29 protein-coding genes and 3 tRNA genes are annotated in these 26064 nt (G+C 61.7%); 21 read left to right on the top strand and 11 right to left on the bottom strand.

Annotation, left to right across the window (positions count from 1 at the left end):
* The first annotated feature begins 4 nt into the window (after nt 1-4).
* Together copD and ada are read left to right on the top strand one after the other, a co-directional pair.
* Nucleotides 5-868 (top strand): copper homeostasis membrane protein CopD, encoded by an 864-nt coding sequence (gene copD / locus EC919_RS14540; protein WP_133775013.1) that lies wholly within the window; start codon nt 5-7, stop codon nt 866-868.
* A 123-nt stretch (nt 869-991) separates the two neighbouring features.
* Nucleotides 992-2089: a bifunctional DNA-binding transcriptional regulator/O6-methylguanine-DNA methyltransferase Ada gene (ada, locus tag EC919_RS14535; protein WP_133775011.1), complete on the top strand. Its 1098-nt coding sequence runs from the start codon at nt 992-994 to the stop codon at nt 2087-2089.
* Nucleotides 2090-2146: 57 nt separating this feature from the next.
* Here the strand turns inward: ada and EC919_RS14530 are convergent, their stop codons facing one another.
* Together EC919_RS14530 and EC919_RS14525 are read right to left on the bottom strand one after the other, a co-directional pair.
* On the bottom strand, nt 2147-2422 hold the full coding sequence (locus tag EC919_RS14530) for a type II toxin-antitoxin system RelE/ParE family toxin (protein WP_122537187.1): 276 nt from the start codon (nt 2420-2422) through the stop codon (nt 2147-2149).
* Nucleotides 2422-2694, bottom strand: coding sequence for a CopG family ribbon-helix-helix protein (locus tag EC919_RS14525; RefSeq protein ID WP_133775409.1), 273 nt, complete (start codon nt 2692-2694; stop codon nt 2422-2424). Before EC919_RS14525 ends, EC919_RS14530 begins: the two co-directional genes overlap by 1 nt.
* Before the next feature lie 233 nt (nt 2695-2927).
* On the opposite strand from EC919_RS14525, the gene parS reads away from it, so the two are divergent.
* Together parS and EC919_RS14515 are read left to right on the top strand one after the other, a co-directional pair.
* Nucleotides 2928-3377, top strand: coding sequence for a type II RES/Xre toxin-antitoxin system antitoxin (parS, locus tag EC919_RS14520; RefSeq protein ID WP_237254483.1), 450 nt, complete (start codon nt 2928-2930; stop codon nt 3375-3377).
* On the top strand, nt 3377-3820 hold the full coding sequence (locus tag EC919_RS14515) for an RES family NAD+ phosphorylase (protein WP_133775007.1): 444 nt from the start codon (nt 3377-3379) through the stop codon (nt 3818-3820). Before parS ends, EC919_RS14515 begins: the two co-directional genes overlap by 1 nt.
* On the opposite strand, the gene EC919_RS14510 is transcribed toward EC919_RS14515, so the two are convergent.
* Entirely contained in the window at nt 3821-4804 is a 984-nt protein-coding gene (locus EC919_RS14510; protein ID WP_133775005.1) for an MDR family oxidoreductase, read from the bottom strand. It abuts the gene before it with no gap.
* Nucleotides 4805-4852: 48 nt separating this feature from the next.
* Nucleotides 4853-5491 carry a TetR/AcrR family transcriptional regulator gene (locus tag EC919_RS14505; protein ID WP_133775003.1) on the bottom strand — a complete coding sequence of 213 codons (639 nt, stop codon included), beginning with the start codon at nt 5489-5491 and terminating at the stop codon, nt 4853-4855.
* A 92-nt stretch (nt 5492-5583) separates the two neighbouring features.
* On the opposite strand from EC919_RS14505, the gene EC919_RS14500 reads away from it, so the two are divergent.
* The 7 genes from EC919_RS14500 (at nt 5584) to EC919_RS14475 (ending at nt 13385) form a co-directional block, all read left to right on the top strand.
* Nucleotides 5584-6660 carry an NAD(P)H-dependent flavin oxidoreductase gene (locus EC919_RS14500; RefSeq protein ID WP_133775001.1) on the top strand — a complete coding sequence of 359 codons (1077 nt, stop codon included), beginning with the start codon at nt 5584-5586 and terminating at the stop codon, nt 6658-6660.
* Between the two features lie 139 nt (nt 6661-6799).
* Nucleotides 6800-7567 (top strand): molybdate ABC transporter substrate-binding protein, encoded by a 768-nt coding sequence (modA, locus tag EC919_RS14495; protein ID WP_133774999.1) that lies wholly within the window; start codon nt 6800-6802, stop codon nt 7565-7567.
* Nucleotides 7568-8254: a molybdate ABC transporter permease subunit gene (gene modB / locus EC919_RS14490; RefSeq protein WP_133774997.1), complete on the top strand. Its 687-nt coding sequence runs from the start codon at nt 7568-7570 to the stop codon at nt 8252-8254. It abuts the gene before it with no gap.
* On the top strand, nt 8251-9339 hold the full coding sequence (gene modC, locus EC919_RS14485; RefSeq protein WP_133774995.1) for a molybdenum ABC transporter ATP-binding protein: 1089 nt from the start codon (nt 8251-8253) through the stop codon (nt 9337-9339). Before modB ends, modC begins: the two co-directional genes overlap by 4 nt.
* A 103-nt stretch (nt 9340-9442) precedes the next feature.
* Nucleotides 9443-10513, top strand: coding sequence for a DNA topoisomerase IB (locus EC919_RS14480; protein WP_133774993.1), 1071 nt, complete (start codon nt 9443-9445; stop codon nt 10511-10513).
* Complete coding sequence (locus EC919_RS27180; RefSeq protein WP_166650548.1) at nt 10510-10683, top strand: hypothetical protein; 174 nt, start codon at nt 10510-10512, stop codon at nt 10681-10683. Before EC919_RS14480 ends, EC919_RS27180 begins: the two co-directional genes overlap by 4 nt.
* Nucleotides 10684-10718: 35 nt before the next feature.
* Nucleotides 10719-13385, top strand: a complete 2667-nt coding sequence (locus EC919_RS14475; RefSeq protein ID WP_133774991.1) for an excinuclease ABC subunit UvrA — start codon at nt 10719-10721, stop codon at nt 13383-13385.
* 46 nt (nt 13386-13431) lie between these two features.
* Here the strand turns inward: EC919_RS14475 and EC919_RS14470 are convergent.
* Nucleotides 13432-13518: transfer RNA gene (locus EC919_RS14470), tRNA-Leu, on the bottom strand.
* Nucleotides 13519-13808: 290 nt separating this feature from the next.
* Here EC919_RS14470 and EC919_RS14465 point away from each other — a divergent pair.
* Nucleotides 13809-14009, top strand: a complete 201-nt coding sequence (locus EC919_RS14465; RefSeq protein WP_133774989.1) for a hypothetical protein — start codon at nt 13809-13811, stop codon at nt 14007-14009.
* A 110-nt stretch (nt 14010-14119) separates the two neighbouring features.
* Nucleotides 14120-14302 (top strand): hypothetical protein, encoded by a 183-nt coding sequence (locus EC919_RS14460; RefSeq protein ID WP_133774987.1) that lies wholly within the window; start codon nt 14120-14122, stop codon nt 14300-14302.
* Nucleotides 14303-14443: 141 nt separating this feature from the next.
* Here the strand turns inward: EC919_RS14460 and EC919_RS14455 are convergent.
* From EC919_RS14455 to EC919_RS14430, 6 genes are all read right to left on the bottom strand, one after another.
* Nucleotides 14444-14517 (bottom strand) — tRNA-Cys (locus tag EC919_RS14455).
* A gap of 45 nt (nt 14518-14562) precedes the next feature.
* Nucleotides 14563-14638, bottom strand: a tRNA-Gly gene (locus EC919_RS14450).
* A 61-nt stretch (nt 14639-14699) separates the two neighbouring features.
* On the bottom strand, nt 14700-15260 hold the full coding sequence (pgsA, locus tag EC919_RS14445) for a CDP-diacylglycerol--glycerol-3-phosphate 3-phosphatidyltransferase (protein WP_065990459.1): 561 nt from the start codon (nt 15258-15260) through the stop codon (nt 14700-14702).
* A gap of 32 nt (nt 15261-15292) precedes the next feature.
* A complete protein-coding gene (gene uvrC, locus EC919_RS14440; protein WP_133774984.1) occupies nt 15293-17116 on the bottom strand; it encodes an excinuclease ABC subunit UvrC in 1824 nt (607 codons plus the stop codon).
* Nucleotides 17117-17761, bottom strand: a complete 645-nt coding sequence (gene gacA / locus EC919_RS14435) for a response regulator transcription factor GacA (protein WP_065990451.1) — start codon at nt 17759-17761, stop codon at nt 17117-17119. It lies immediately after the preceding gene.
* Nucleotides 17762-17953: 192 nt separating this feature from the next.
* Nucleotides 17954-18304 carry a helix-turn-helix domain-containing protein gene (locus tag EC919_RS14430; RefSeq protein WP_133774982.1) on the bottom strand — a complete coding sequence of 117 codons (351 nt, stop codon included), beginning with the start codon at nt 18302-18304 and terminating at the stop codon, nt 17954-17956.
* An 81-nt stretch (nt 18305-18385) separates the two neighbouring features.
* Between EC919_RS14430 and EC919_RS14425 the strand changes: the two genes are divergently transcribed.
* The 8 genes from EC919_RS14425 to EC919_RS14395 all read left to right on the top strand — a co-directional run bounded on the left by EC919_RS14425 (nt 18386) and on the right by EC919_RS14395 (nt 26063).
* A complete protein-coding gene (locus tag EC919_RS14425) occupies nt 18386-18616 on the top strand; it encodes a DNA-binding protein (RefSeq protein ID WP_133774980.1) in 231 nt (76 codons plus the stop codon).
* Between the two features lie 397 nt (nt 18617-19013).
* On the top strand, nt 19014-19166 hold the full coding sequence (locus EC919_RS27175; protein ID WP_166650547.1) for a hypothetical protein: 153 nt from the start codon (nt 19014-19016) through the stop codon (nt 19164-19166).
* 38 nt (nt 19167-19204) lie between these two features.
* Nucleotides 19205-20290 (top strand): 3-deoxy-7-phosphoheptulonate synthase, encoded by a 1086-nt coding sequence (locus EC919_RS14420; protein WP_133774978.1) that lies wholly within the window; start codon nt 19205-19207, stop codon nt 20288-20290.
* A gap of 337 nt (nt 20291-20627) precedes the next feature.
* Nucleotides 20628-21509 carry an esterase/lipase family protein gene (locus EC919_RS14415; RefSeq protein WP_133774976.1) on the top strand — a complete coding sequence of 294 codons (882 nt, stop codon included), beginning with the start codon at nt 20628-20630 and terminating at the stop codon, nt 21507-21509.
* A 106-nt stretch (nt 21510-21615) separates the two neighbouring features.
* On the top strand, nt 21616-21897 hold the full coding sequence (locus tag EC919_RS14410) for a peptidylprolyl isomerase (RefSeq protein ID WP_027898593.1): 282 nt from the start codon (nt 21616-21618) through the stop codon (nt 21895-21897).
* Between the two features lie 211 nt (nt 21898-22108).
* Nucleotides 22109-23977, top strand: coding sequence for an extracellular solute-binding protein (locus EC919_RS14405; RefSeq protein ID WP_133774974.1), 1869 nt, complete (start codon nt 22109-22111; stop codon nt 23975-23977).
* Nucleotides 23977-25041: a microcin C ABC transporter permease YejB gene (locus EC919_RS14400; protein ID WP_133774972.1), complete on the top strand. Its 1065-nt coding sequence runs from the start codon at nt 23977-23979 to the stop codon at nt 25039-25041. The genes EC919_RS14405 and EC919_RS14400 overlap by 1 nt, the downstream gene beginning before the upstream one ends.
* Complete coding sequence (locus EC919_RS14395; RefSeq protein ID WP_133774970.1) at nt 25041-26063, top strand: ABC transporter permease; 1023 nt, start codon at nt 25041-25043, stop codon at nt 26061-26063. Before EC919_RS14400 ends, EC919_RS14395 begins: the two co-directional genes overlap by 1 nt.
* Nucleotide 26064: the final 1 nt, after the last annotated feature.

Genomic DNA, 26064 nt, shown 5'->3' with positions numbered 1-26064 from the left:
CCCCATGCACGAAGGACTGATCCTGTGCCGCTTCATCCACGTCGGCGCAGTGCTGTTGATGTTCGGGGTCGGCGCGTTCCGCAGCCTGTTGTTTGTCCGGCACCTGCTGGCTTTTGAGGCCAGCCCTGCGGGGCCTCGCCTGGGCCGACTGCTTGGTTGGGTCGCCGCCATCGCCCTGGCGAGCGCGGTGGCCTGGCTGATGCTGACGGCGGCTTACCTGAGCAGTGACTGGAGCAGCGCAATCGACCCGTCCAACGTCGGGCGGGTGCTGGGCAAGACCTGGTTCGGTCATGTGTGGGTGGTTCATCTGCTGCTGAACGCGCTGGTTGTCATCCTCAATCGCCGGGTGAGACCGGGCGCGCTGCTGGCCCTCAACGCCCTTTTGCTGCTGACCCTGGCGCCGGTGGGTCACGGCGCAATGTTCGATGGGCTGAAAGGCCAACTGTTGATCGTCAATCAGATGCTGCACCTGCTCGGCGTCGGTACCTGGCTCGGCGGGTTGGGGATGCTGGCCCTGCTGCTGAGGGCTGATCATGGCGTCGATCTCGCGGTCGTGCTGCGGCGTTTCAGCGGCATCGGCTACGGGCTCGTGGCGGTGATCATCGCCACGGGCTTGATCAACGTTCGTGCACTCAGCGGCGGGTTCTGGCCTGAGCCGGCGTTTGCCGGGTTCGGCCGGGTGCTGGCCGTTAAGATAACGATGGTGGTGGGCATGCTGTTGCTCGCCGCGCTGAACCGGCAATTGGCCCGGTCTGCTGATCTGCCCATGGCACGCCTGAGGTTGAGCGTGTTTCTGGAATGCCTGTTTGGCGCCGGCGCGCTTGCGGCAGTTTCATTGCTGGGCACCTTGCCGCCGATGTCGGGCTGATGTGAATGCGAGGTCCCCAGCACGGGCGTCCGGGCACAAGAGTTTGAACGCAAGACTCGGGGTGTCGCCTTCCATTGCGGCGGCTAACGTACAGGCCAGTGAACAGTCCGAGAGCCGCCGACAATGAGCCGTCAACCGAACAATCAGTCCTCCGAAAGCATCGAGCTCGACCCGCGCTGGAGCGCAGTGGTGTCCCGAGATGCCAGCGCTGACGGACTGTTCGTCTACGGCGTGCGCACCACCGGCGTGTATTGCCGTCCGAGCAGCAGCGCGCGCTTGCCACGGCCGGAAAACGTGGTGTTCTTCGACAGTGCCGCCGAGGCCGAAGCCGCCGGGTTTCGCCCGAGCAAACGTGCCGCCGCCGACCGCACCGGTCTGGCCGAGCAGCATGCTGCCGTGGTCGCCGGGGCCTGCCGGATGATCGCCGAAGCGGAAGGGCTGCCGACCCTCGCCGAGCTGGCCGCCCACGCGTCCATGAGCCCCTGGCATTTCCACCGCGTCTTCAAAGCCGTCACCGGCCTCACGCCCAAGGGCTACGCCAACGCCCACCGCGCCGGCAAGGTACGCAGCAAACTGACGGACAACGGGCGCATCACCGACGCCCTGTACGACGCCGGTTTCAACTCCAACAGCCGTTTTTACGAAGCCAGCGCCGGCCTGCTGGGCATGAGCCCCACCGACTACCGCACGGGCGGCGCCAACCTGGAGATTCGGTTTGCCGTCGGCGAGTGCTTTCTCGGTGCGATTCTGGTGGCCCAGAGTGCGCGAGGCGTGTGCGCCATTCTGCTCGGCGACGACCCCGACCGACTGGTGCAAGACCTGCAGAATCAGTTTCACAGCGCCACGCTGATCGGCGGCGACGCCGACTTCGAGCGGCTGATGGCTGAGGTGGTGGGGTTTATCGAGGCGCCGAAGCTGGGCTTGAACCTGCCGCTGGACTTGCAGGGCACGGCGTTTCAGCAGCGGGTCTGGCAGGCCCTGGCGCAGATCCCGCCGGGCACTACCGCAAGCTACGCGCAGATTGCCCAACGGATCGGCGCGCCGACCGCCAGCCGCGCCGTCGCTCTGGCCTGCGGGGCAAACCGTATCGCCGTGGCGATTCCCTGTCATCGGGTGGTGCGCAGCGATGGCGCGTTGTCGGGTTATCGTTGGGGTGTCGAGCGCAAACGCGCGTTGCTCACTCGTGAAGGTCAAGAAACGGAACCACAGCATTCACACTGAGCTATTTTTGATCGGTTTCAGCCCAGCTCAAACTTCAGTTCCGCTGCTTTCACGATCCTATCGATCCTCGCGGGTGTGCCACAGACGCAGCAGATAGATTGTGGAATTGGCTATCTCGTAGCGCATCTCGTAATGGCCGATCTGGATTCTGCGCACATCCCTCGGTTCAAATTCTTCAAGGCGTTCGCCGATGCGTGGATTGACGAGCAGCGTAGTCGGTGCCGCCGTGAGTTGCTGCACGGTTCGTGCGGCGGCAGGCTGATTGGCCGCTGCCAGAAACTCATAGAGCCGGGCAATGTCGGAAAGCGCCTTGCTCGTCCACTTCAGTTCCATCAGCGTGGAACCGGCAACGGCGTGTCGGTGCTAAGGCTATCAGCCCAGGCCTGAACGGTCTGGTGGTCAATTACGTGACCAGCATCAACATCAGCCAATGCCTCCCGAGTCAGGCGACTGCGCTCTTCTTCCTGATCTATCCAGGCGGACAGGGCCTGCCTCACTATCCAGTTTTTGGAGCGTTCCAGCCGCTCCGCCATCAAATCGACTTTTTGTGCCAACGCCTCAGGAACGTGAGCCGTCACCGATCGGGTCTTTGCGGAAGTTGCCATGATAGGACGGTCCTGATTGGAGAGTGATTTAAAGTTAATCATAGTGAGTCATTAAAAATCGTCAAGAATAGGGTCAGCTGTCGGATTGCGCTGTACGCCATCCGTTAGTCGTTTCCGGCTAAAGCCGGCCCACTAGGGAAGCAAAGCATGCAAACGCCGGTAACAGCTTCTCGCTTGAGAAACCCTGACAGCGGCGTAAGGTCGCTGCACCGGATCTCACAAGGAGCATGGACGTGCCTTCGACTCTTCAAGCAGCGATAACCGACACCGCCCCCTCATTCTGGTTGATCGCCGACCAGCTCAATGCACGCAACGAAACCGAACGGCTGGACTACATCCGCTCGGGCTTCCCGCCCGGCTGGGTGAAGGTGCTGCGCAATGCATTCCGCCTGAGCAACAGCCAGCTCGAAGCCTTGCTGGCAACCTCGGTCTCCACCCTGGAACGCCGCCAGCGTCAGCAACGTCCGCTGGACATCGTCGGCTCCGAGCGCCTCGACCGGGTGGCCGCCCTCGCTACCCACGCCGCCGAACTCTTTGAAGATCAGAACACCGCCCGCCGCTGGATGGTTGCCCCCAACCGCGCACTCAACGGTCAAACGCCCATCGCCTTGTGCGAAACCGAAATCGGCGCACGTCAGGCACGTCGGGTGCTCAGCGCGTTGCAGCATGGCGGGGTCGTCTGATGCAGGCCTGGAAGATCAGCAAGAACAGTGCCGCGACCGATCTGTCCGGCATGGGCGCCGCGCAGTTCGGCGGCCGCTGGAATCATGCCGACCAGCCGGCGGTCTACCTGGCGCTGAGCGCGTCAGGCGGCGCGCTGGACACACTCGTCCAATGCGCGAGCCTGCCGCAGCCGGGTTTCCAGCTCGTTCACCTGCAGTTGCCGGATGATCCGGCGCTGTCTTGGCAGCCTGCCCTCGCCCAACTGCCGCCTGGATGGGACGTGACGCCAGCCGACCGGCCGAGCATGGATTTCGGCAGCGCTTGGCTCGAGCGCCGGGAACACCTCGGACTGATCGTGCCATCCGCAATCATCACCCACACGCGCAACCTGCTGCTCAATCCCCGTCACCCCGCCATGGCGCAGGTCAGGGTGCTCAACGTGAGCCCCTTCACCTGCGGCTGATCAGCGTTGGGTGTCGACCACGATGCGCCCGCGTACCTGCCCGTCCATCAACAGGTGCGCGGTTTTAACCACTTCACTCAAGCCAATCTCGCGACTGATCAACGGCAGCAGCGACACATCGAGATCCCGGGCCAGACGCGCCCAGGCGTCGATACGGTCCTGGCGCGGACGCATGACACTGTCGATACCGGCAAGGGTCACGCCGCGCAGAATGAACGGCGCCACTGATGCCGGAAAGTCCATGCCCTGGGCCAGACCGCAGGTTGCGACCGTGCCCCAATAGCGCGTGCTGGCGCAGATGTTGGCGAGGGTGTGACTGCCCACCGAGTCGATCGCCCCGGCCCAGCGCTCTTTGGCCAACGGCCGGCCCGGTTCGGCAAGGGTGGCGCGGTCGATGATTTCCGCCGCGCCCAGGGACTTCAGGTATTCGCTTTCGCTCAAGCGGCCGGTAGAGGCCACGACGCGATAGCCCAGTTTCGCCAACAGCGCGATGGCGAAACTGCCGACACCGCCATTGGCCCCGGTCACCAGCACATCGCCCTTGTCCGGCGTCACGCCGTTTTTCTCCAGCGCCATGATCGCCAGCATCGCGGTGTACCCGGCCGTACCGATGGCCATCGCCTGCGCGGATGTAACCGCGCTCGGCAGCGGGATCAGCCATTTGCCTTGCAGCCGCGCCTTCTGTGCCAAGCCACCCCAATGGCCTTCCCCCACGCCCCAGCCGTTCAGCAACACCTGATCGCCGGGTTTGAAGTCCGGGTCGCTGCTGTCCTCGACGGTGCCGGCCAGATCCACGCCGGGCACCATCGGGAACTGCCGCACGATCGGCCCTTTGCCGGTGATCGCCAAACCGTCCTTGTAATTTAGCGTGCTGTGGCTGACGCGCACGGTGACGTCGCCCTCGGGCAATTGAGTGTCGTCGATGTCCGTCAGCTCGGCGCGGTAGCCATTGTCGTCTTTGTTGATCAGGATGCCTTTGAACATTGCCCCTCTCCTATTTAGACCGATCGCCTATAACCAAACCTGAAAACATCAGCGCGGCAATCCGCGCAGAAATCCGATAATGAAAGTGTTGAGCGGCTGCTCGTTCTGCACCAGTCGAGCCCTTAGCACAGCGCCCTCCCAGCCGATCCAGAAATACGCCGCCAGCTCTGAGCAGTCAGTGCGTGCCGGCAGTTCGCCTGCCGCAATTGCTGCGTTGAAGCACACCGTCAGCCGCGCCTGCCAGTCGAGGAAAACCTTTTCCAGCGCCTCGCGGAAGCCCGCTGGCAGAACGCTCACCTCCTGGCCCATGTTGCCGACGAGGCAGCCGCGCCGAAAGTCATGGCGGGCGATGTTGACCTTTGATTCCTGAACGAACCCGGCCAACCGCTCGAGCGGCGAGAGCGATTCATCCAGCAGCCAGCGATCCAGGCGGCGGGCGAAGTAGCCGGCGTAGCTGTCCAGCACCGCGAGGCCGAACACTTCTTTGCTGGCGAAGTAATGATAGAAAGAGCCTTTGGGCACGCCGACGCGCTTGAGGATGCCGTCGATGCCGGTGGCCATGAAGCCCTGTTCGGTCAGTATTTCAACGCCGCAGCGGATCAGCGCCTCGCGGGTGTCGAAGTCATCGGGGCGTGCCACTTTGGGCGGGCGGCCGGGGCGTCTGGGTTTTGCAATGATGTCGTTCATGGGGTTGCATATTAGACCGAGCGTCTATTAAATCAACCGCTACTTTTCACGTGCTGCTTCCTATCTGCCTTTTCGCTGTGGAGACTCTGCCGATGATCGCCTGGCCCGATACCCGACTGCTCAAGCTGCTGGACATCGAACTGCCCATCCTGCAAGCGCCCATGGCCGGTGCGTCCGGGTCGGCCATGGCCGTCGCGGTGGGCAAGGCCGGCGGCCTGCCCTCGCTGCCCTGCGCCATGCTGACCCGGGCGCAGATTCGAGAAGAAGTGGCGCGAATACGCGCCGGCACCCACGCGCCGCTCAACCTGAATTTCTTCTGTCACTCGACTCCGCCCGCCGACCTGCAGGCGGATGCAGACTGGAAAAAACTGCTCAAGCCCTACTACGACGAACTGGGCGCCGACTTCGACGCGCCGACGCCCACGTCTAACCGCGCACCGTTTGACGAGGCCGCTTGCGCGCTGGTGGAGGAATTGAAGCCTGAAGTGGTCAGCTTCCATTTCGGCCTTCCCGATCCAACATTGCTGGCGCGGGTAAAGGCCACCGGTGCGAAGGTGCTCTCCTCAGCGACCACCGTAGAAGAGGCCGTGTGGCTCGAAGCACGGGGTTGCGATGCGATCATCGCCATGGGCTACGAAGCCGGCGGCCATCGCGGGATGTTCCTCAGCGATCAGCTGCACACCCAGGTCGGCACGATGGCGCTGGTGCCTCAAATCGTCGATGCCGTGACGGTGCCGGTCATCGCCGCCGGCGGCATTGGCGACAGTCGCGGGATTGCCGCCGCGTTCATGCTCGGCGCTTCGGCGGCTCAGATCGGCACCGCCTACCTGTTCACTCCGGAAGCCAAGACCTCGACGCTGCATCAGGCGGCACTGAGCCGCGCGCAAGATAGCCAGACCGCCATCACCAACATTTTCACCGGTCGTCCGGCCCGGGGTATCGTCAACCGCATCATGGGTGAGATTGGGCCCATGGCCGATGCCGCGCCGGCCTTTCCCACGGCGGGCGGCGCACTGATGCCGCTGCGCAGCAAGGCCGAAGCCCGGGGTGACGACGGTTTCATGAATCTCTGGGCGGGTCAGGCCGTGGGCATCAAGCACTCGCTGTCAGCAGAAGAACTCACCCGGACCCTGGCCATCGGGGCCCTCGAGCGGCTGGCCGGGCGTTAAGCCGAGGAGATAAAAGCCGAGCGCGGCAAGATCCGGCTTCCGCGCGGACAAGAGTCGCTATATATTTCGCTGCATAGCGTTTGACCGGCGTCCGGTTGGCGTTCATCCCCCATTCCGTTCGCTACCCCGGAGCCGTTCCATGCGCGCAGTTTCAAATCGCTTCACCCTCACCTCACTGGCCATTGCCTTTGTCGCGCTGTCGTCGGGCACTGCGTTTGCCGATGAAGTACAGGTGGCCGTCGCCGCCAACTTCACCGCGCCGATTCAGGCCATCGCCACGGATTTCGAAAAGGATACGGGTCACACACTCGTGGCCTCATTCGGCGCCACCGGCCAGTTCTACACCCAGATCAAAAATGGCGCGCCGTTCGAAGTCTTCCTCGCCGCCGATGACACCACCCCGGCGAAACTGGAAAGCGAAAACGAGACTGTCAAAGGCTCGCGCTTCACCTACGCGGTGGGCACCCTGGCGCTGTGGTCGGCCAAAGACGGCTACGTGGACGACAAAGGCCAAGTGCTGAAAGACGGCAAATTCGAACACCTGTCGATTGCCAACCCGAAAGCCGCCCCCTACGGCCTCGCTGCCACCCAGACCCTGGACAAACTGGGCCTGACCGAGGCGACCAAAAGCAAGATCGTCGAAGGCCAGAGCATCGCCCAGGCCTATCAGTTCGTACAGACCGGCAACGCCGAGCTGGGCTTCGTCGCCCTCTCCCAGGTGTTCAAGGACGGCAAGCTGACCGGTGGCTCGGCATGGATCGTGCCGGCCAACCTGCATGAGCCGATCAAGCAGGACGCCGTGATCCTCAACAAGGGCAAAGACAACGCCGCGGCCAAGGCGCTGATGGATTACCTCAAAGGCCCGAAAGCCGCCGCGATCATAAAGTCCTACGGGTACCAGCTGTAAATGCTGCCGGGCAGTGCCGACCTCGCGGCGATCTGGCTGACGCTGAAACTGGCGTCCCTGACCACCGTGATTCTGCTGATCGTCGGCACGCCCATCGCGCTGTGGTTGTCGCGGACCCGCTCCTGGTTGAAAGGCCCGATCGGCGCGGTGGTGGCCCTGCCCTTGGTGCTGCCCCCCACGGTGATCGGCTTTTATCTGCTGCTGTTGCTCGGGCCGAACGGCGCGATGGGGCAGCTGACCCAGAGCCTGGGGCTCGGCACGCTGACGTTCAGTTTCACCGGGCTGGTGATTGGCTCGGTGCTGTATTCCCTGCCGTTCGTGGTGCAGCCCCTGCAGAACGCCTTCGCCGCCATCGGCCCTCGCCCCCTTGAAGTGGCAGCCACCTTGCGCGCAGGTCCCTGGGACACGTTCTTCTCTGTGATCCTGCCGCTGGCGCGCCCTGGTTTTATCACCGGGGCGATTCTGGGTTTCGCCCACACCGTGGGTGAATTTGGCGTGGTCCTGATGATCGGCGGCAACATCCCGGAGAAAACCCGGGTTGTCTCCACGCAAATCTACAACCACGTCGAATCCATGGAATACGCCCAGGCCCATTGGCTGGCCGGGGCGATGTTGGTGTTTTCCTTTGTGGTGCTGCTGGCGCTGTACTCCAGCGGCAAGGCGCGATCCGCCTGGAGCGGCGCATGAGTGTGAGGATCGAAGCGCGGCTGAAGGTGAATTACGCCGAGTTCGCCCTGGACGTCGACCTCGATCTGCCCGGCCGCGGCGTGACGGCGCTGTATGGCCATTCCGGTTCTGGCAAGACCACCTGCCTGCGCTGCATCGCCGGGCTGGAAAAAGCGGCCGACGGCTATATCCGCGTCAACGGCGAAGTCTGGCAGGACAGCGCCAACCACGTCTTTCTGCCCCCCCACAAGCGCCCTCTGGGATACGTGTTCCAGGAAGCGAGCCTGTTTCCACACCTCGACGTCGAGGGCAATTTGCGCTTCGGCCTCAAGCGCATTGCCGAGGGCGACAGACGCATTACGTTGCAGCAGGCGACCTCGCTGTTGGGCATCGATCATCTGCTCAGCCGCGCGCCCGATAAGCTGTCCGGCGGCGAGCGTCAGCGGGTCGGCATCGCCCGGGCGCTGCTGACCAGCCCGCGCCTGCTGCTGATGGACGAACCCCTGGCGGCGCTGGATGCGCAACGCAAAAGCGAAATCCTGCCGTACCTCGAGCGCCTCCACGACGAGCTGGATATTCCGCTGATTTACGTGAGTCACGCCCAGGATGAAGTGGCCCGACTGGCCGACCATCTGGTGCTGCTCAGCGACGGCAAAGCCCTGGCCAGCGGCCCCATCGGCGAAACCCTGGCGCGGCTGGATCTGCCGCTGGCGATGGGCGACGACGCGGGCGTGGTGATCGAAGGCAGCGTGCTGGCCTACGACGCCGCCTATCAGCTCATCACCGTTCAACTGCCACGCAGCCAACTGAGTATCCGCGTCTCCCACTCGGCATTGGCGCCCGGCAAACCGCTGCGCTTTAAAGTGCAAGCGCGGGACGTGAGCCTGAGCCTGCAACCCGACGCTCAAAGCAGCATCCTCAATCGCCTGCCGGTGACCGTCATCGAAGAGATCGCCGCCGACAACACCGCCCATGTGCTGGTCCGCCTGGATGCCGACGGCTCGCCGCTGCTGGCGCGGATCACCCGGTATTCCAGGGATCAGCTGCAATTGGCGGCTGGGCAGCGGCTGTGGGCACAGATCAAGTCGGTGGCGTTGCTGGCCTAGGCCCGGTCGATCACGCATCCCATCTCTGAGGAACGCATTTATTCGGCACGACTGCGAAGCGCAACGGTCAATGCAAAAAGACCCGCATTCAGGACTGCCTTTCATGACGGACACAATCCACAGCGAAGACCTGCCCAAAGATCTGCATTACGTCGACGACAGCCAGCCCGGATTTACCCGCAAGATCCTGCGCGGCAAGTTCGCCTATTTCGACACCGACGGCCAACGCATGCGCGACGAGGATGAGATCAAGCGCATCAACGCGCTGGTGATCCCGCCGGCGTACACCGACGTGTGGATCTGCGCCGACCGCCAGGGCCATCTGCAAGCCACTGGCCGAGACGCCCGTGGTCGTAAACAGTATCGCTACCACCCGCGCTGGCGGGAGATTCGCGACGAGAACAAATACTCGCGGATGATCGCCTTCGGCCAGGCGCTGCCCAAGGTGCGCAAACAGCTGGAAACCCAGCTGGCCAAACCCGGCATGGGCCGCGAGAAAGTCATGGCGGCGGTGCTGTCGCTGCTGGACCAGACGCTGATCCGGATCGGCAACAGTCAGTACGCCCGGGATAACCGCTCCTACGGCCTGACCACGCTGCGCAACAAGCACGTCGACGTGAAAGGCAGCAAAATCTACTTCGAGTTTCGCGGCAAGAGCGGCGTCGAGCATAGGCTCAGCGTGACCGATCGACGCCTGGCGACCATCATCAAGCGTTGCATGGAATTGCCCGGCCAGAACCTCTTCCAGTACCTGGACGACGACGGCCAGCGGCATACCGTTTCCTCCCATGACATCAACCAGTACCTGCACACACTGACCGGCGCTGACTTCACCGCCAAGGACTACCGCACCTGGGCCGGCAGCGCGATGGCCCTGGCGACCCTGCGCAAATTGCACTGGGAACCGGAAGCAGACGCCAAGAAACACGTCGTGTCCATGGTCAAGGAGGTCGCGCGGTTGCTGGGCAACACGCCGGCCGTCTGCCGCAAATGCTACATCCACCCGGCCGTGCTGGAAGCCTTCGCGATGGGCGAACTGGCCAAGCTGCCACGCATCCGCCAGCGCAAAGGCCTGCGTATTGAAGAAGTAGCGCTGGCCGGTTTCCTCCAGGGCCTGCAGGCCGCCGAGGTCATTCGTGAAGCATCCGAAGAACTGACAGGAGAAACAGCATGACAAGCCACGACGCCCACATTCCCGGGGAAAAACTCAACGACCCGGATGCACGCCCTGCCGACGTGGCTGATGACCGCGATCGCACCCACGATGTGCGTGAAGACGAGCCGCTGACCGGCGGCGATCACGATGACGCCGGACACACGCCCAAAGTGCCCCTCTCCGAGTAAACCGCCCCCGCTTTCCAGGATTCAAAGGCCCACCCATGACCACACCGCCGCACCTGCCAGACGACGCCCGCCCTTCTTCCTTCACCGTAGATGCCAACCGCCCCGGATTCGTCCGGGTTCGCGGTGCCCGTGAGCACAACCTCAAAAACGTGGACGTCGACATTCCCCGCGACGCGCTGGTGGTGTTCACCGGCGTCTCGGGGTCGGGCAAATCCTCGCTGGCGTTCTCCACCTTGTACGCCGAAGCCCAGCGCCGCTATTTTGAGTCCGTCGCGCCCTACGCCCGCCGCCTGATTGATCAAGTGGGCGTGCCCGACGTTGACTCCATCGAAGGACTGCCGCCAGCCGTTGCGCTGCAGCAGCAACGAGGGACGCCGAGCACGCGCTCCTCGGTCGGCAGCGTGACCACCCTGTCCAGCCTGATCCGCATGCTCTACTCCCGCGCCGGTACTTATCCGCCGGGCCAGCCGATGCTCTACGCCGAAGACTTCTCGCCGAACCTGCCCCAGGGTGCCTGCCCCGAGTGCCACGGCTTGGGCCGGGTCTATGAGATTCCGGAAGAACTGATGGTGCCGGACGATTCGCTGACCATCCGCCAGCGTGCTATCGCCGCATGGCCCTTGGCCTGGGGCGGTCAGAACCAGCGCGACATCCTCGTGACCCTGGGGTACGACGTCGACACCCCGTGGCGCGACCTGCCGAAAAAGGACCGCGACTGGATTCTCTTCACTGATGAGCAGCCTAACGTGCCGGTCTACGGGGGCCTGACCCCGGAAGAAACCCGTCTGGCACTCAAGCGCAAACTCGAACCCAGTTATCACGGCACCTTCACCGGCGCCCGCCGTTACGTGCAGCATACGTTTGCGACCACGCAGAGCGCGCTGATGAAAAAGCGCGTCTCGCGGTTCATGCGCGGCAGTCCGTGCCCGTTGTGCGACGGCAAGCGCCTGAAGCGCGAAGCCCTGTCGGTGACCTTCGCCTGCCTCGACATCGGCGAGCTGTCGCAGATGCCTCTGCTGCGGCTGGCTGAAGTCTTGCGGCCCGTGGCAGCGGGCATCTTTGCTGATGAAGATCGCGACAGCGCCGTGCTGGATCGAGATCAAATGGCCAAGGCGAAAAAGAAGCGGGTCACTGCAGGCGGCGCGGCCCACGATGCCGCGCCCGATGTACGCGCTACGCCGAACCTGTCTGTCGAGAAACGCCTCGCCGCTCAACGTATCGCTCAGGATTTGCTGGCGCGGGTCAGCACACTCACCGAGCTGGGTCTGGGTTACCTGGCGCTGGATCGCAGCACGCCGTCGCTGTCGTCCGGTGAACTGCAGCGCCTGCGCCTGGCGACACAATTAGGCTCGCAACTGTTCGGCGTGATCTACGTGCTGGACGAGCCTTCTGCGGGCCTGCACCCGGCGGACAGCGAAGCGCTGTTCACGGCATTGCAGCAGCTGAAGGCGTCCGGCAACTCGCTGTTCGTCGTCGAGCACGATCTGGAAACCATGCGCCGCGCCGACTGGCTGATCGACGTCGGCCCCGCCGCCGGTGAGCATGGCGGCCACGTGCTGTACAGCGGCCCTCCCGAAGGCCTGGCCAAGATCGAGGCGTCGCAAACACGCCAGCATCTGTTCGCCGAGCACACGGAACTGCGCGCCGCGAGAAGGCGGCCCACTGACTGGCTGCGCCTGGAAGGCATCACCCGCAACAACCTCAATGAACTGAGCGCAGAATTCCCGTTGGGCTGCTTCACCTCGGTGACCGGCATCTCCGGCTCGGGCAAATCCAGCTTGGTCAGCCAGGCATTGCTGGAGTTGGTGGGCGCCGAATTGGGACGGCCGGTCGCGGAGGTTGAGGCGGAAGAATCCAGCCTGGAGGACGACGCGCCACAGCCCACCGGTGGGCACATCGCTGGCGGACTGAGCGCGATCAAGCGTCTGGTGCAGGTTGATCAGAAACCCATCGGCCGCACCCCGCGCTCCAACCTCGCAACCTACACCGGGCTATTCGACAACGTGCGCAAACTGTTCGCCGCGACGCCAGACGCGCAGAAAGCCGGCTACGACGCCGGGCAGTTCTCGTTCAACGTCGCCAAGGGCCGTTGCCCGGTGTGCGAAGGCGAAGGGTTTGTCAGCGTCGAATTGCTGTTCATGCCCAGCGTCTACGCGCCCTGCCCGACTTGCCATGGCGCGCGCTATAACCCGGACACCCTGGCCATCAAGTGGGACGGGTTGAGCATCGCCGATGTGCTGCAGCTGACGGTGGAGCAAGCGGTTGACGTCTTCGCCGAACAACCCGGCGTGCTTCGCTCGCTCACCGTCCTGCGTGATATCGGGCTGGGCTATCTTCGACTCGGCCAACCCGCCACCGAACTGTCTGGCGGCGAGGCCCAGCGCATCAAACTGGCGACAGAGCTGCAGCGCAGTCAGCGCGGCGCCACTCTATACGTGCTCGACGAACCAACCACGGGCCTGCACCCCACCGATGTGGATCGGCTGCTGACGCAGTTGAATGCGCTGGTGGATGCAGGGCACAGCGTGGTGGTGGTGGAGCATGAAATGCGCGTGGTGGCCCAGAGTGACTGGGTGATTGACATCGGCCCGGGCGCTGGGGACAAGGGCGGGAATGTTGTGGCGTGTGGCACGCCTGAGGAGGTTGCCGACGTGGAAGAGAGCCGGACGGCGCCGTTTTTGCGCAAGGTTTTGAGGGGGTAAGACGAAAAAGGCACTAGAGGTTGCCCTCAAGTGCCTTTTTTCTGATTGGTGCCCCGAGCCGGAGTCGAACCGGCACATCCTTTCGGACGACGGATTTTAAGTCCGGTGTGTCTACCAATTTCACCATCAGGGCGGTAGTGCAGATCAGCCGTTGAACCCGCGAGCGATGTCGCGAGGGGAAGCTGACAAGAGCGGGGAATATATACATCCCCAGCCGGCGAGGCAAGTTCAAAGGGCACGGATTTCAATCAGTTAGGTCAGGTCAGTGCGCTTTTCCTGCCAGTGCGCGCAAAATTCCAAGTCTAGCCAAGATACAATTTTGGCTTCGCATTATGCACCCGCCCCCTTTCGAGAGGTCCTTACCCGCATTCATAATCCTTCGCCACTTGGGCCACGACATTCGCCACCGCTAAGGAAGCGACAATGCTGCAAGATGATCGAGAGCATCTGGAGCTTGAAAAACTACAGATCGAAACACGAAAATTCGTAGCGGAGACCCGAAAGCTTCTAGCCGAGGAGACGAAGCTCAAGCGTGAAGCGTTCTGGTATCCGTTCCTGGTGGGGGCGGGCCTGATTACCGCAGCAAGTGCCATCATAAATTTGCTGTCAAGGACCGGTGCTTGATCTGCATAAACCCTGGACTTCGAATCCAAATGTTGAACTTTCGAGCCCGCAGGTTCACATTATCTGCAGAGCATACTGCTAGAAGCTCACTTATTTGAAAGGATCCAGTAATGAAAACCAGTCCTGATAACCAGTCAGCATCAACGATCTTGCGCCGAGAGATAGCCGAATTGGATGCTCAAATGAGTGCCAAGGAATCATTTTCATCCCGCGTAGGCTTGCTGCCTTTCGTTGCGGGTGCGGGAGTAGCCATGGCTGCTCTCATGGTTTTTCAGTACGTTCTCAATTTCTAACGACTGCCCACCCTCACCGCCATCGGTCAAACCCGATGGCTCATCTTTCCTCCAGGATTTGGCATTCGGGTTGCGGAAGTGATTCACTAAACGCAACCCACAAAAAAGCCCGTAAGACGTTGATCTTACGGGCTTTAAATGTGGAGGCCGAGGTCGGAATCGAACCGGCGTAAGCGGATTTGCAATCCGCGGCATAACCATTTTGCTACTCGGCCTCAAACGCTCAACGATCCAACCACTACCGCTAAACGCATACAAACTGGAGCGGGAAACGAGACTCGAACTCGCGACCCCGACCTTGGCAAGGTCGTGCTCTACCAACTGAGCTATTCCCGCTTTGTGTGGGCGCCATTCTATACACTCAAATGACCCCGTCAACCCCTTGATTTAAAAATACTTATTTTTCATCGGTGGTCGTACGCAGATGCGGCCATGCTGCCCGCAGGTATTGCACCATCGACCACAGCGTAAGGCCCGCCGCGATCATCAGCAGTACATAACCCAACACCACCCAGAAGGTAAACGCCGGCGGGTTGGCCAGCAGAATGACCAGCGCGAGCATCTGCGCAGCGGTTTTCCATTTACCCAGGTTCGACACCGCCACTTGTGCCCGCGCCCCCAGTTCGGCCATCCACTCGCGCAGGGCGGAGATAACGATCTCGCGGCCAATGATGACGGCGGCTGGTAGCGTCAGCCAAAGGTTCGCGTGGGCCTGCACCAGCAACACCAGCGCAACGGCCACCATCAGCTTGTCAGCCACTGGATCGAGAAACGCCCCGAACGGGGTGCTTTGCTCCAGGCGTCTTGCCAGGTATCCGTCCAGCCAGTCGGTCGCGGCTGCCAGGGCGAACACCGAACTGGCGGCCATATAGCTCCAGTGGTACGGCAGATAGAACAACAGAATGAAGATCGGAATCAGCAGGACACGTAATACGGTGATCAGATTAGGGATATTCATCGGCACAACTGGCTACGAGGTGAGCGAGCATTCTACTCGCTGTGCAGGTTTGCATAAATCGACTCTGCGAGCTTTTTGCTGATTCCCGGCGCCTTGGCAATTTCTTCGATGCTGGCCCGGGACAATTCCTGAAGGCCGCCGAAGTGCTTGAGCAAATCGCGACGCCGGGTCGGGCCCACCCCTGCCACCCCTTCCAGGGTTGACGTTCGACGGGTTTTACCCCGTCGCGCGCGGTGCCCGGTGATAGCAAACCGGTGAGCTTCGTCGCGGATCTGCTGGATCAAGTGCAGCGCGGGGGAATCGCCCTTGAGGGTGAACTCATGGGCCGCATCGTTCAAGTACAGCGTCTCGAAGCCTGCCTTGCGCGTGGCGCCCTTGGCGACACCCAACAGAATCAGGTCGGGGATGGCCAGTTCGTTCATCACATCACGGGCCATACTCAACTGGCCCTTGCCGCCGTCCACCAGCAAGATGTCCGGCAATTTGCCCTCGCCGTCCTTGATGCGGCTGAAGCGACGCGTCAGTGCCTGGTGCATCGCAGCATAATCGTCCCCTGCCGTGATGCCTTCGATGTTGTAGCGACGGTAATCGGACTTGATCGGGCCCTCGGGACCGAACACCACGCACGACGCCACCGTCGCTTCGCCGCTGGAATGGCTGATGTCGTAGCATTCCAGACGCTGCGGCGGCTCCTCGAGTTTGAGCACCTGGGCCAGCGCTTCAAAGCGCGCGGTGACGTGTTGGCGATTGGCGAGACGCGCCATCAGTGCCTGCTCGGCATTGGTCACGGCCAGTTGCTGCCAGCGCGCACGGGTGCCACGCACCCGGTGGCTGATGATGATTTCGCGGCCCCGTGAGGCATCGATCGCGTCGATCAGCGCGGGAAAATCCTCGCTGACCACGTTAACAATGACCTCCCCCGGCAATTCGCGCTCGCCGCCGCCCAGGAAATACTGGGCCAGGAACGCGGACATGACTTCGCCCACCTCCTCCTCGATCCCGACCTGGGGGAAGAAATTCTTGCTGCCCAGCACCCGCCCGCCACGCACGCTGATCAGGTGTACACAGGCGCCGCCCGGGTTGACGAACGCCGCCACGACATCGACGTCGCCGGTGCCGCCGTCCATGCTCTGCTGATCCTGAACGCGACGCAGCAGGCCGATCTGGTCACGCAGCTCGGCAGCGTGCTCGAAATCGAGGTTCATCGCCGACTTTTCCATCAGCGCATTGAGTTCGTCGGTGAGGGCATTGCTGCGGCCTTCGAGGAACATCACCGAGTGACGCACGTCCTCGTTGTAGATCTGCGGTTCGACAAGGTTCACGCACGGCGCCTTGCAGCGCTTGATCTGGTACTGCAGGCAAGGCCGCGTGCGGTTCTTGTAGAAGCTGTCTTCGCACTGACGAACGTGGAAGGTCTTCTGCAGAATGCTCAGGCTTTCGCGAATCGCGCCCGCGCTGGGATACGGCCCGAAGTAGCGGCCCTTGGCCTTTTTGGCACCACGATGAATGCTCAGCCGAGGAAATTCGCCGTCGGACAAGTGCACATAGGGATAGGACTTATCGTCGCGCAACAGGATGTTGTACGGCGGGCGCGATTCCTTGATCAGGGTTTGTTCCAGCAGCAGCGCCTCGGTTTCATTGGCGGTGATGGTGGTTTCAACCTGAGCGATCCGCGCGACCAATGCACCGGTTTTCGGGGCGTGGCCGGTCTTGCGGAAATAGCTGGCGAGGCGCTTCTTTAAATTCTTGGCCTTGCCGACGTACAGCAGCTTGCCGTCGATATCGAACATCCGATATACGCCGGGGCGACCACTGCAGGTGGACAGAAAAGCACTGGGATCAAACGGTTGGGTCATTTATGCGCTGGCGTCGACCATGCCGTGACGAACGGCCAGCAGGGCCAGCTCAACGTCACTGCTAATCGACAGCTTCTCGAATATGCGGTACCGGTAGGTATTCACGGTTTTGGGGGACAGGCAAAGCTTGTCGGAAATCGTCTGCACTTTCTGGCAGCCGACAATCATAAGGGCAATCTGGATTTCCCGCTCGGACAAGAGATCGAACGGCGAATTGCTGGTTTGCGGCTGGAATGACTTGAGCGCCAGTTGCTGGGCGATCTGTGGGCTGATGTAACGCTGCCCTGCGAACACCAGGCGAATGGCCTGAACCATCTCCGTCAGACCGGCGCCTTTGGTCATGTATCCCGCCGCGCCGGCTTGCAGCAGGCGTGTAGGGAACGGGTCCTCTTCGCACACTGTCACCGCCACCACCTTCATGTCGGGGTGGCTGCGGATGAGCTTGCGCGTGGCTTCCAGTCCGCCAATGCCGGGCATCTTGACGTCCATCAGCACGACGTCCGGTTTCAGCTCGCGGGCCTTCTGCAACGACTCTTCGCCGGACTCGGCCTGCCCCACCACCTGCAAGCCTTCGATGTCGGCCAACATGCGCGTGATACCTGTCCGAACCAGATCGTGGTCATCGACAACCAGCACCCTAATCAAGCAGACACCTCACCGAACAATTCGTGACGACTGCTCGCCACGTTAGCAAAAAGAAAGTAACCGACCTGCTCTGGAGCACTGCCAGTGCATGTGTACCAGATGATCTACAACGATGCCCACAAGCTATCATCATCGACCGCAACACTTGATAAAAATCTTCAAACGCGCGACTGCTGCACCCCTCGGATTGCCTTATAACTTCTTGTCCGGGGCATAAGTGCTCTGGTATTCCGCCAGGGTAGTGGTTAACCGGCAGATGGCCTCCTGTTCCTCCTTTCCCAGGGTGCGGTAACTGCCCACCATCCACTCCTCGTTTTCGCTCAGGCCGACGATCGGCACCGGGGTGCGGGAACCCGTCAGCACGTACAGCACGTCTACACCGCGGTGGGCGACGCGGGCCAGATAATCGGCCTTGGGGGTGCGTTCACCGTTTTCGTACTTGCCCTGCGCGTTGGCTTCCACGCCACCGATTTCACCGAATGCGCGTTGTGAAAGCCCCAAGCGCTCGCGCTCTTCCCTAATTCGGGCACTTATTCCACTCATTTGGATGCATAGCCTTGTTGACATCACTCTTTTGAGTGATAGAATCGAAATAATTTGAACGAACTTGAACGGTTTTGAACTATGCCCGGAATCCGTACCGCCGCACAAGCCAGGGCTTGGCTGGAACAGCAGGGCAAATCGGTTCAAGAGTTTGCCAGAGAGCACAACGTGGACCCGGCGACGACCTATCAAGTGTTGTCCGGCCGAAAAAAGGGGCGCCGAGGCGAATCCCACAAAGTCGCGGTGTTGTTGGGCATGAAGATCGGCGTGATCCCCCCTGCCATCGCCTCCCCGAAAATGCCTGAGGACTGAATCGGCCTGTCGCAGTTTAGGCGTTGCTTATAAGCAGGCTCACGTCAATCACTCCCATTGCAATTTCCAATTGAACAACCCGGCGGGACTGAAGTAAGCTCGGCGGCATTCCATGGAGACAGATCATGTTGCCTTTCCTTGCCACCCAGTTGTTCAACGCTGCAGACGGTTCACGTCTGGTTGAGCGTGCGGCTGCCTGGAATGCGACGGCATCTACCGCTCCTGCATCTTATTTTTATGGGTATTGGTTTAGCCACTGGCGCGCTTGATACCCCAACGGCGCCCTGAAGTTCGGGACGCCCACCAGAGATAACTCTCACCCCCGGTCGGCTTCCCGACCGGGGGTTTTGTTTTTTTTGGCCACACATTTCTGACTGATTGATTCCAGGAGCGACACATGAACCGCAACCACTATTACCGCCACGACACCGACTTCGCCTGGCGATTTAGCAACCTCCGTTCGGGACAGCCTGCCGCCTCCGACCGGTCACTGACAGGTGGCATCGCCCTGCTCACAGCCAATCCGGCCAATTGTCGAACACCCCAGTAGGTCCGCGCGGGAATACCCGCCGACCAGGAAGCCAGCACATGAATTCGCCCGTCGTCAGCAACACCCTCATCGATCTGCCGTCCGGCGCCGTCACACTGAGTGACAGCCGCCCTGCCCCGAAACGCCTGCCCACACCGTTCGCGCTGAAACATCAGCTGCCGCTGGATGCTGGCTTGACCACACAGGTCGCTGCCCATCGTCAGTCAATCCGCGCCATTCTCAATGGAGACGATTCGCGCCTGCTGGTCGTTGTCGGCCCGTGCTCGATCCACGATTCCCACGCCGCCCTCGACTACGCCGAGCGCCTGGCGCGTCTGGCTGCCGAAGTCAGTGACCAGATGCTGCTGGTGATGCGCGCCTACGTCGAGAAGCCGCGCACCACGGTTGGCTGGAAAGGCCTCGCGTACGATCCTGCGCTGGACGGCAGTGACGACATGGCCGAGGGCCTCGCCCTGTCGCGGCAGTTGATGCGTGACATGGTCCGCCTCGGCTTGCCGGTCGCCACGGAGTTGTTGCAACCGATGGCGGCAGGCTACTTCGATGACCTGTTGAGCTGGGTGGCGATTGGCGCAAGAACCACCGAATCGCAGATCCACCGGGAAATGGCCAGCGGCCTCGGCGTGCCCACCGGCTTCAAGAACGGCACCGATGGTGGTATCTCCGTGGCCTGCGACGCCATTCGCTCGGCGGCCCACGCCCACCGCCATTTCGGCATGGACTCCCACGGCCATCCGGCGATTATCGAGACGCAGGGCAATCCCGACACCCACATCGTGCTGCGCGGCGGTCACGGCGGCCCCAACTACGACGCCGCCAGCATTGCAGCGGTGAATGCCAGTCTGGCGAAGCACCGCATGGCCGCGCGCATCATGGTCGATTGCAGTCACGCCAACAGCGGCAAGGATCCACTGCGCCAGCCGGCCGTCTTCAACGACGTGCTGCAGCAACGACTGGCCGGTGACCGGACGCTGATCGGCATGATGCTGGAGAGCCACCTGTTCGAAGGCTGCCAGCCGCTGAGTGCTTCCCTCAAATATGGTGTGTCCGTGACCGATGCCTGCCTGGGCTGGGAATCCACCGAGCGCCTGCTGCGCAACGCCGTGGACAAACTGCGCTACAGGTAAGTTGTGCCGTTACGTTTGCAGTAACGCTTGCAGTAACGTCTGCAAACAGGAAGCCGGTGGCAGTCATGTCTCCGGCTTGCCTCGGAATCGTCGTCGTTGTCAGCAATGGTCCGTCTCAATAAAGACGCCCCTCGTGGGAAATCGTCTCGAGCACCCGACGCATTGGCAGCAAACCGCCAACGCCTTTTCCAGCCTCCCCGGCACACACGGTCTGGAGCGGTGCAACGCTCTCCACACCCTTTACCAACCGGCCCTTCGCCATACCCCGCCGGGCCCTCCGCCCATGACTTGCGCTGGTTAAGCTCGATCCTTCTTTTATATCGAAGGAATGATCGGCATGTACCAGGAAGTCACCACCAAGTATCCGATGTTGCTGGTCCACGGCCTGTTCGGTTTTGACCGGATCGGCAAGGTGGACATGTTCCACGGCATCCCCCAGGCACTGGAGAAAGCCGGCTGCAGGGTTCACGTGCCAGCGCTGTCCGGCGTCCACGACAACGAAACCCGCGGCGAGCAATTGATCGATCAGATCGAACGCTTCCTGCGCCGCACCGGTTACCTGAAAGTCAACCTGATCGGACACAGCCAGGGCGCGCTGACCTCACGCTATGCTGCAGCATTGCGTCCGGACATCGTGGCATCTGTCACCTCCGTGAGCGGGCCCAACCACGGCTCGGAGGTGGCCGACCGGGTACGTCGGTCGCTGACGCCGGGGGAGATGCCTGAAGCGGTGGCATCGCGAATGACCGCAGGTTTTGCCCACTTCCTGGCGCTGCTGAGTGGTAACTCGGCGCTGCCCCAGGACCCGATTCAGGCGCTGGATGCGCTGACCACCGACGGCGTTGCGGCATTCAACCGCAAGTATTCCCAGGGACTGCCCTCAACCTGGGGCGGCGAAGGTGCTGAACGGGTCAACGGCGTTCACTATTACTCGTGGAGCGGCTGCATCGACGGCTCGTTGTTGTCCGAAGGACGCAATGCCATGGATCCGTTGCACCTGGCGCTGCGCAGCTACGCGCTGCTGTTCGAGAAAGAAGCGGCGTCCAATGACGGCCTGGTCGGCCGCTTCAGCTCCCATCTGGGCAAGGTGATCCGCTCCGACTACCCGATGGACCACGTGGACTCCATCAATCAGAGTGCCGGCCTGGTGCGCAAGAAGGTGGATCCGGTCAAGCTGTACGTGGACCACGCTGCCCTTCTTTTCAGCAAAGGTCTTTAACCGACGATGTCATCGGTCACGACCAGACAAAGGCGCCTGAACTTTCTCGGGAAACGCGGCCCTTATTCGAGTACGCTCGTTTCTTTTTTTCACAGGAGTCACTCAAATGGCCAAAGCCACTGCCCGCCACATCCTCGTATCCAGCGAAGAGAAGTGCAACGAACTCAAAGCGCAGATCGAAGGCGGCGCTGATTTTGCCGAAGTCGCAAAATCCAATTCCAGCTGCCCGTCCAGCCGTCAGGGCGGCGACCTCGGCTCCTTCGGCCCGGGTCAAATGGTCAAGGAATTCGACACCGTGGTGTTCAGCGCCCCGGTGAACGTTGTCCAGGGCCCGGTGAAAACCCAGTTCGGTTATCACCTGCTGGAAGTGACCAGCCGCCAGGACTAATCCCCCGCGCTGCTGCACGAACGGCCCGCCCTTGAAAGCGGGCCGTTTGTTTAATGAATCCTTGTTTTAGCGCAGTATTGTCCGGTTACAAAGACCCCGGCTTTGCGGTACCTTGCCTGCAAGGTAATCAATAAAAAACCGGACCGGCCGCCCGCGCCGTCATGACCTTCAACCCTGATATTGGTCGCCAATGTCAGTCAGGATTCGTGCAATGCGTTTTGTTTTGTCATCGCTGATGGTCGCAACATTCGTCTTCGTTTCAGGTTTTCAGGTTTTGTCCGCCGCCCCTCAACACGCATTGACCGTCTACGGTGAGGCGCCGCGCTATCTGGCTAATTTCGAGCACTTCGATTATGTGAACGCCGATGCCCCGAAAGGCGGCAGTATGCGCCGTTCCGCGCAGGAAATCGGTCAGTTCGATCACATCATGCCGTACCTCGACAAGGGCACCGGCGTCGCCCAGGTCAACGGCTTGCTGTACTCGCCCCTGGCGGTGAAGTCGCTGGATGAGCCGTACACCGTGTATGGCCTGATCGCAGAGAAAATGGAACATGCTCCCGACGGCATGTCGTTGCGTTTCTACTTGAGCCCCAAGGCCAGATTTTCCGACGGCTCGGCCATCACCGCCGAAGACGTGCGCTACACCTACAACCTGCTGATGACCCAGGGCAGCCTGTCGTACCGCACCGAGTTTCAGGACGTCAAAAGCGTCGAAGTCGAGTCGCCGACGCAAATCCGCTTTGATTTCAAAAGCAGTGAAAGCCGCACCCTGCCGCTGGATCTCGCCTCGCTGCCGGTGTTCCCCGAGCATTGGTGGAAGGACCGCGACTTCGCCAACGGCGGCGGCTTCGAGATTCCGGTGGGCAGCGGGCCATATCGCATCGGCAAGGTCGACCCGGGCCGCAGCGTCACCTTCGAGCGCAACCCGGACTGGTGGGGCAAGGACCTGCCAGTCAATCGTGGCCAGTACAACTTCGATCACTTCAGCGTCGAGTACTTCGGCGATACCGACGTCGCCCGCCAGGTGCTGCGCGGTGGCGGTTACGACTACAACCGCGAATATTCCGCCACCGGCTATTCCATCGGCTATGACAGCCCGGCATTGACCGAAGGTCGTCTGCAGCGGGCGCACCTGGCCAAGGGTGCGGTGCAGAGCTCTCAGGGTTTTATCTTCAACCTTGATCGCCCGAAGTTTCAGGACCGGCGCGTGCGGCAGGCGCTGGCGATGCTGTGGGACTTCGAGTGGACCAACAAACAGATGATGCGCAACGTCTATGTGCGTCAGAACAGCTACTTCTCCAACAGTGACCTGGCGGCGACAGCGTTGCCCACCGAGTCTGAGCTGAAGATCCTCGAGCCGCTGCGCGGTCAGGTGCCGCCGGAAGTGTTCACCACGGTGTTCCAGACCCCGAAAACCGATGGCAGCGGCTTCATTCGCGACAAACAGCTGCAAGCCCTCGCGCTACTCGAAGAAGCAGGCTGGATGCCCCAGGGCGACAAGCTGGTCAACGCCCAGGGCGAACCGTTGAGCTTTACCTTTCTCAACGGCCAGAGCGGCTTTGAGAAAATCCTGCTGCCGTACAAGCGCAATCTGGCGCAGATCGGCATCGATTTCGAAATCCGCCGCATCGACTCGGCGCAGTACCTGAACCGGGTCATGGCCCGGGATTACGACATGATCGTCACCGGCTATGGCGTTTCGACCTCCCCCGGCATGGAGCTGTACAACAACTTCGGCTCGAAAGTCGCCACCGATTCCGGCTCCAGCAACTACATGGTCCTGCGCGACCCCGCCGTTGACACCCTGATCGAGGGCCTGGCCAAAGCCGACAGCAAACCTGCGATGATCGATTACGCCCATGCCCTGGACCGGGTGCTGCAATGGGGCTTCTACTGGATTCCCAACTATTACCCGCCCGGCTCTTCCACGGTGTGGTGGAACCGCTTCGGCATTCCCAGGGTGCAGGCCAGCAACAGTGAGGCCATCGACACCTGGTGGGAAGTCAGCCCCCAGGCACTGACCAACGAAGAGTTCGCCCGACAACGGGGCGCTTCGGCCATTCCCTCGGAGGTCAAGTAATGCTCGGCTACCTGATGAGGCGCCTGCTGCTGATCATTCCGACGCTGCTGTGCATTCTGCTGGTCAACTTCTTCATCGTGCAGGCCGCACCGGGCGGCCCGGTTGAGCAAGCCATCGCCAAACTGCAAGGCGTGGCCGGCGGCACCATCGGCGCCGGCCACACCGAAACCATGAATGCCGGACAGTCGCGGGCCAGTCGCGGCCTCGATCCCAAGCTGATCAAGGAAATCGAGCGTCAATACGGTTTCGACAAGCCCTTGCATGAGCGCTTGTGGCTGATGCTGAAGAACTATGCCCAACTGGATTTCGGCAACAGCTTCTTTCGCGGCGCCAAGGTCACGGACCTGATCCTGCAAAAGATGCCCGTCTCTATCTCCCTGGGATTGTGGGCGACGCTGATCACCTACCTGGTGTCGATCCCCCTGGGCATCCGCAAGGCGGTCAAGCACGGCAGCCACTTCGACATCTGGAGCAGCACGGCAATCATCATCGGTTACGCGATGCCGGCCTTTCTGTTCGCCATGCTGCTGGTGGTGCTGTTCGCCGGCGGCACCTCGTTGAGCTGGTTCCCGGTGCGCGGGCTGGTGTCCGAGAACTTTGATGAGTTGAGTACCCTGGGCAAGATCGCCGATTACTTCTGGCACCTGGTCTTGCCGGTGACGTCACTGGTGATCGGCGGTTTCGCGACGCTGACCATTCTGACCAAAAACTCCTTCCTGAACGAAGTCACCCGCCAGTACGTGGTGACCGCCCGCGCTAAAGGCCTGAGTGAGCGACGCGTCCTCTACGGCCACGTGTTCCGCAATGCCATGTTGCTGATCGTGGCGGGTATTCCCCAGGCGTTCATCAGTGTGTTCTTCGCCGGTTCGTTGATGATCGAAGTGATCTTCTCCCTCGATGGCCTTGGCCGCATGAGTTACGAAGCCGCGGTATCGCGGGACTACCCGGTGGTGTTCGGTTCGCTGTTCATCTTCACGCTGTTCGGGCTGCTGATAAAGCTGGTCGGTGACATCTGCTACACCCTGGTCGACCCGCGAATCGACTTCAGCGCGAGGAATGCGTGATGCGCAGATTGTCTCCGGTGGCCCGCCGTCGCTTCGAGCGCTTCCGCAACAACCGGCGAGGCTGGTGGTCGCTGTGGCTGTTCTGCGGGCTGTTCGTGATCAGCCTGTGCGGCGAACTTATTGCCAACGACAAACCCCTGGTGCTGAGTTATCAGCATGAGCTGTATTTCCCCGCCTTCAAGCGCTACACCGAGCAGGAATTCTGCGGCCAGCTGCCGTTTCAGCCGGATTACCGCAGCGATTACGTGCGCCAGCTGATCAGCAAGGGCGATGGCTGGATGCTGTTTCCGCCGATCCCGTTCAGTGATGACACACCCAACTATGACCTGAACAAGCCCGCGCCGAGCCCGCCCTCCTCGATCAACTGGCTGGGCACGGACGATCAGGCACGGGACGTGCTGGCCCGGGTGATTTTCGGCGCGCGGGTGTCGATTCTGTTTGCGCTGGCGCTGACCTTCATCAGTGCGCTGATCGGCATCGCCGCCGGCGCATTGCAAGGCTACTACGGCGGCTGGGTGGATCTGATCGGCCAGCGCCTGCTGGAAGTCTGGTCCGGTCTGCCGGTGCTGTACCTGCTGATCATTCTATCGGGCTTCGTCGAGCCGAACTTCTGGTGGCTGCTGGGGATCATGGCGCTGTTTTCATGGCTGGCGCTGGTGGACGTGGTGCGCGCCGAGTTCCTGCGCGGGCGCAATCTGGAGTACGTCAAAGCGGCGCGGGCGCTGGGACTGAGTGATCGCAAGGTGATCCTGCGGCACATTCTGCCCAACGCGATGAACGCGACCCTGAGCTACCTGCCTTTCATTCTCACCGGGGCGATCTCCACGCTGACTGCGCTGGACTTCCTCGGCTTCGGCATGCCCGCCGGAAGCGCGTCACTGGGCGAACTGATCGCCCAGGGCAAACAGAACCTGCAGGCGCCATGGCTGGGCTTCACGGCATTTTTCACACTGGCGCTGATACTGTCGCTGCTGGTGTTTATTGGCGAGGCCCTGCGGGATGCCTTCGACCCGAGGTCCTGAG

It is taken from the genome of Pseudomonas graminis (genome assembly GCF_004364335.1).
GTDB classification, from domain to species: domain Bacteria; phylum Pseudomonadota; class Gammaproteobacteria; order Pseudomonadales; family Pseudomonadaceae; genus Aquipseudomonas; species Aquipseudomonas graminis_D.
This window is presented reverse-complemented; position numbering and strand designations above follow the sequence as displayed.

Coding starts and splice junctions, on each gene's coding strand:
- copD (WP_133775013.1), top strand. CDS start 5: ATGCACGAAGGACTGATCCTGTGCCGCTTCATCCACGTCGGCGCAGTG.
- EC919_RS14480 (WP_133774993.1), top strand. CDS start 9,443: ATGACGGACACAATCCACAGCGAAGACCTGCCCAAAGATCTGCATTAC.
- EC919_RS14465 (WP_133774989.1), top strand. CDS start 13,809: ATGCTGCAAGATGATCGAGAGCATCTGGAGCTTGAAAAACTACAGATC.
- pgsA (WP_065990459.1), bottom strand. CDS start 15,260: ATGAATATCCCTAATCTGATCACCGTATTACGTGTCCTGCTGATTCCG.
- EC919_RS14460 (WP_133774987.1), top strand. CDS start 14,120: ATGAAAACCAGTCCTGATAACCAGTCAGCATCAACGATCTTGCGCCGA.
- EC919_RS14505 (WP_133775003.1), bottom strand. CDS start 5,491: ATGAACGACATCATTGCAAAACCCAGACGCCCCGGCCGCCCGCCCAAA.
- EC919_RS14420 (WP_133774978.1), top strand. CDS start 19,205: ATGAATTCGCCCGTCGTCAGCAACACCCTCATCGATCTGCCGTCCGGC.
- modB (WP_133774997.1), top strand. CDS start 7,568: ATGCTGCCGGGCAGTGCCGACCTCGCGGCGATCTGGCTGACGCTGAAA.
- EC919_RS14405 (WP_133774974.1), top strand. CDS start 22,109: ATGCGTTTTGTTTTGTCATCGCTGATGGTCGCAACATTCGTCTTCGTT.
- EC919_RS14415 (WP_133774976.1), top strand. CDS start 20,628: ATGTACCAGGAAGTCACCACCAAGTATCCGATGTTGCTGGTCCACGGC.
- EC919_RS14400 (WP_133774972.1), top strand. CDS start 23,977: ATGCTCGGCTACCTGATGAGGCGCCTGCTGCTGATCATTCCGACGCTG.
- EC919_RS14410 (WP_027898593.1), top strand. CDS start 21,616: ATGGCCAAAGCCACTGCCCGCCACATCCTCGTATCCAGCGAAGAGAAG.
- EC919_RS14475 (WP_133774991.1), top strand. CDS start 10,719: ATGACCACACCGCCGCACCTGCCAGACGACGCCCGCCCTTCTTCCTTC.
- EC919_RS27175 (WP_166650547.1), top strand. CDS start 19,014: ATGAACCGCAACCACTATTACCGCCACGACACCGACTTCGCCTGGCGA.
- EC919_RS27180 (WP_166650548.1), top strand. CDS start 10,510: ATGACAAGCCACGACGCCCACATTCCCGGGGAAAAACTCAACGACCCG.
- EC919_RS14525 (WP_133775409.1), bottom strand. CDS start 2,694: ATGGCAACTTCCGCAAAGACCCGATCGGTGACGGCTCACGTTCCTGAG.
- modA (WP_133774999.1), top strand. CDS start 6,800: ATGCGCGCAGTTTCAAATCGCTTCACCCTCACCTCACTGGCCATTGCC.
- uvrC (WP_133774984.1), bottom strand. CDS start 17,116: ATGACCCAACCGTTTGATCCCAGTGCTTTTCTGTCCACCTGCAGTGGT.
- EC919_RS14395 (WP_133774970.1), top strand. CDS start 25,041: ATGCGCAGATTGTCTCCGGTGGCCCGCCGTCGCTTCGAGCGCTTCCGC.
- EC919_RS14510 (WP_133775005.1), bottom strand. CDS start 4,804: ATGTTCAAAGGCATCCTGATCAACAAAGACGACAATGGCTACCGCGCC.
- ada (WP_133775011.1), top strand. CDS start 992: ATGAGCCGTCAACCGAACAATCAGTCCTCCGAAAGCATCGAGCTCGAC.
- EC919_RS14530 (WP_122537187.1), bottom strand. CDS start 2,422: ATGGAACTGAAGTGGACGAGCAAGGCGCTTTCCGACATTGCCCGGCTC.
- EC919_RS14425 (WP_133774980.1), top strand. CDS start 18,386: ATGCCCGGAATCCGTACCGCCGCACAAGCCAGGGCTTGGCTGGAACAG.
- modC (WP_133774995.1), top strand. CDS start 8,251: ATGAGTGTGAGGATCGAAGCGCGGCTGAAGGTGAATTACGCCGAGTTC.
- EC919_RS14430 (WP_133774982.1), bottom strand. CDS start 18,304: ATGAGTGGAATAAGTGCCCGAATTAGGGAAGAGCGCGAGCGCTTGGGG.
- EC919_RS14515 (WP_133775007.1), top strand. CDS start 3,377: ATGCAGGCCTGGAAGATCAGCAAGAACAGTGCCGCGACCGATCTGTCC.
- EC919_RS14500 (WP_133775001.1), top strand. CDS start 5,584: ATGATCGCCTGGCCCGATACCCGACTGCTCAAGCTGCTGGACATCGAA.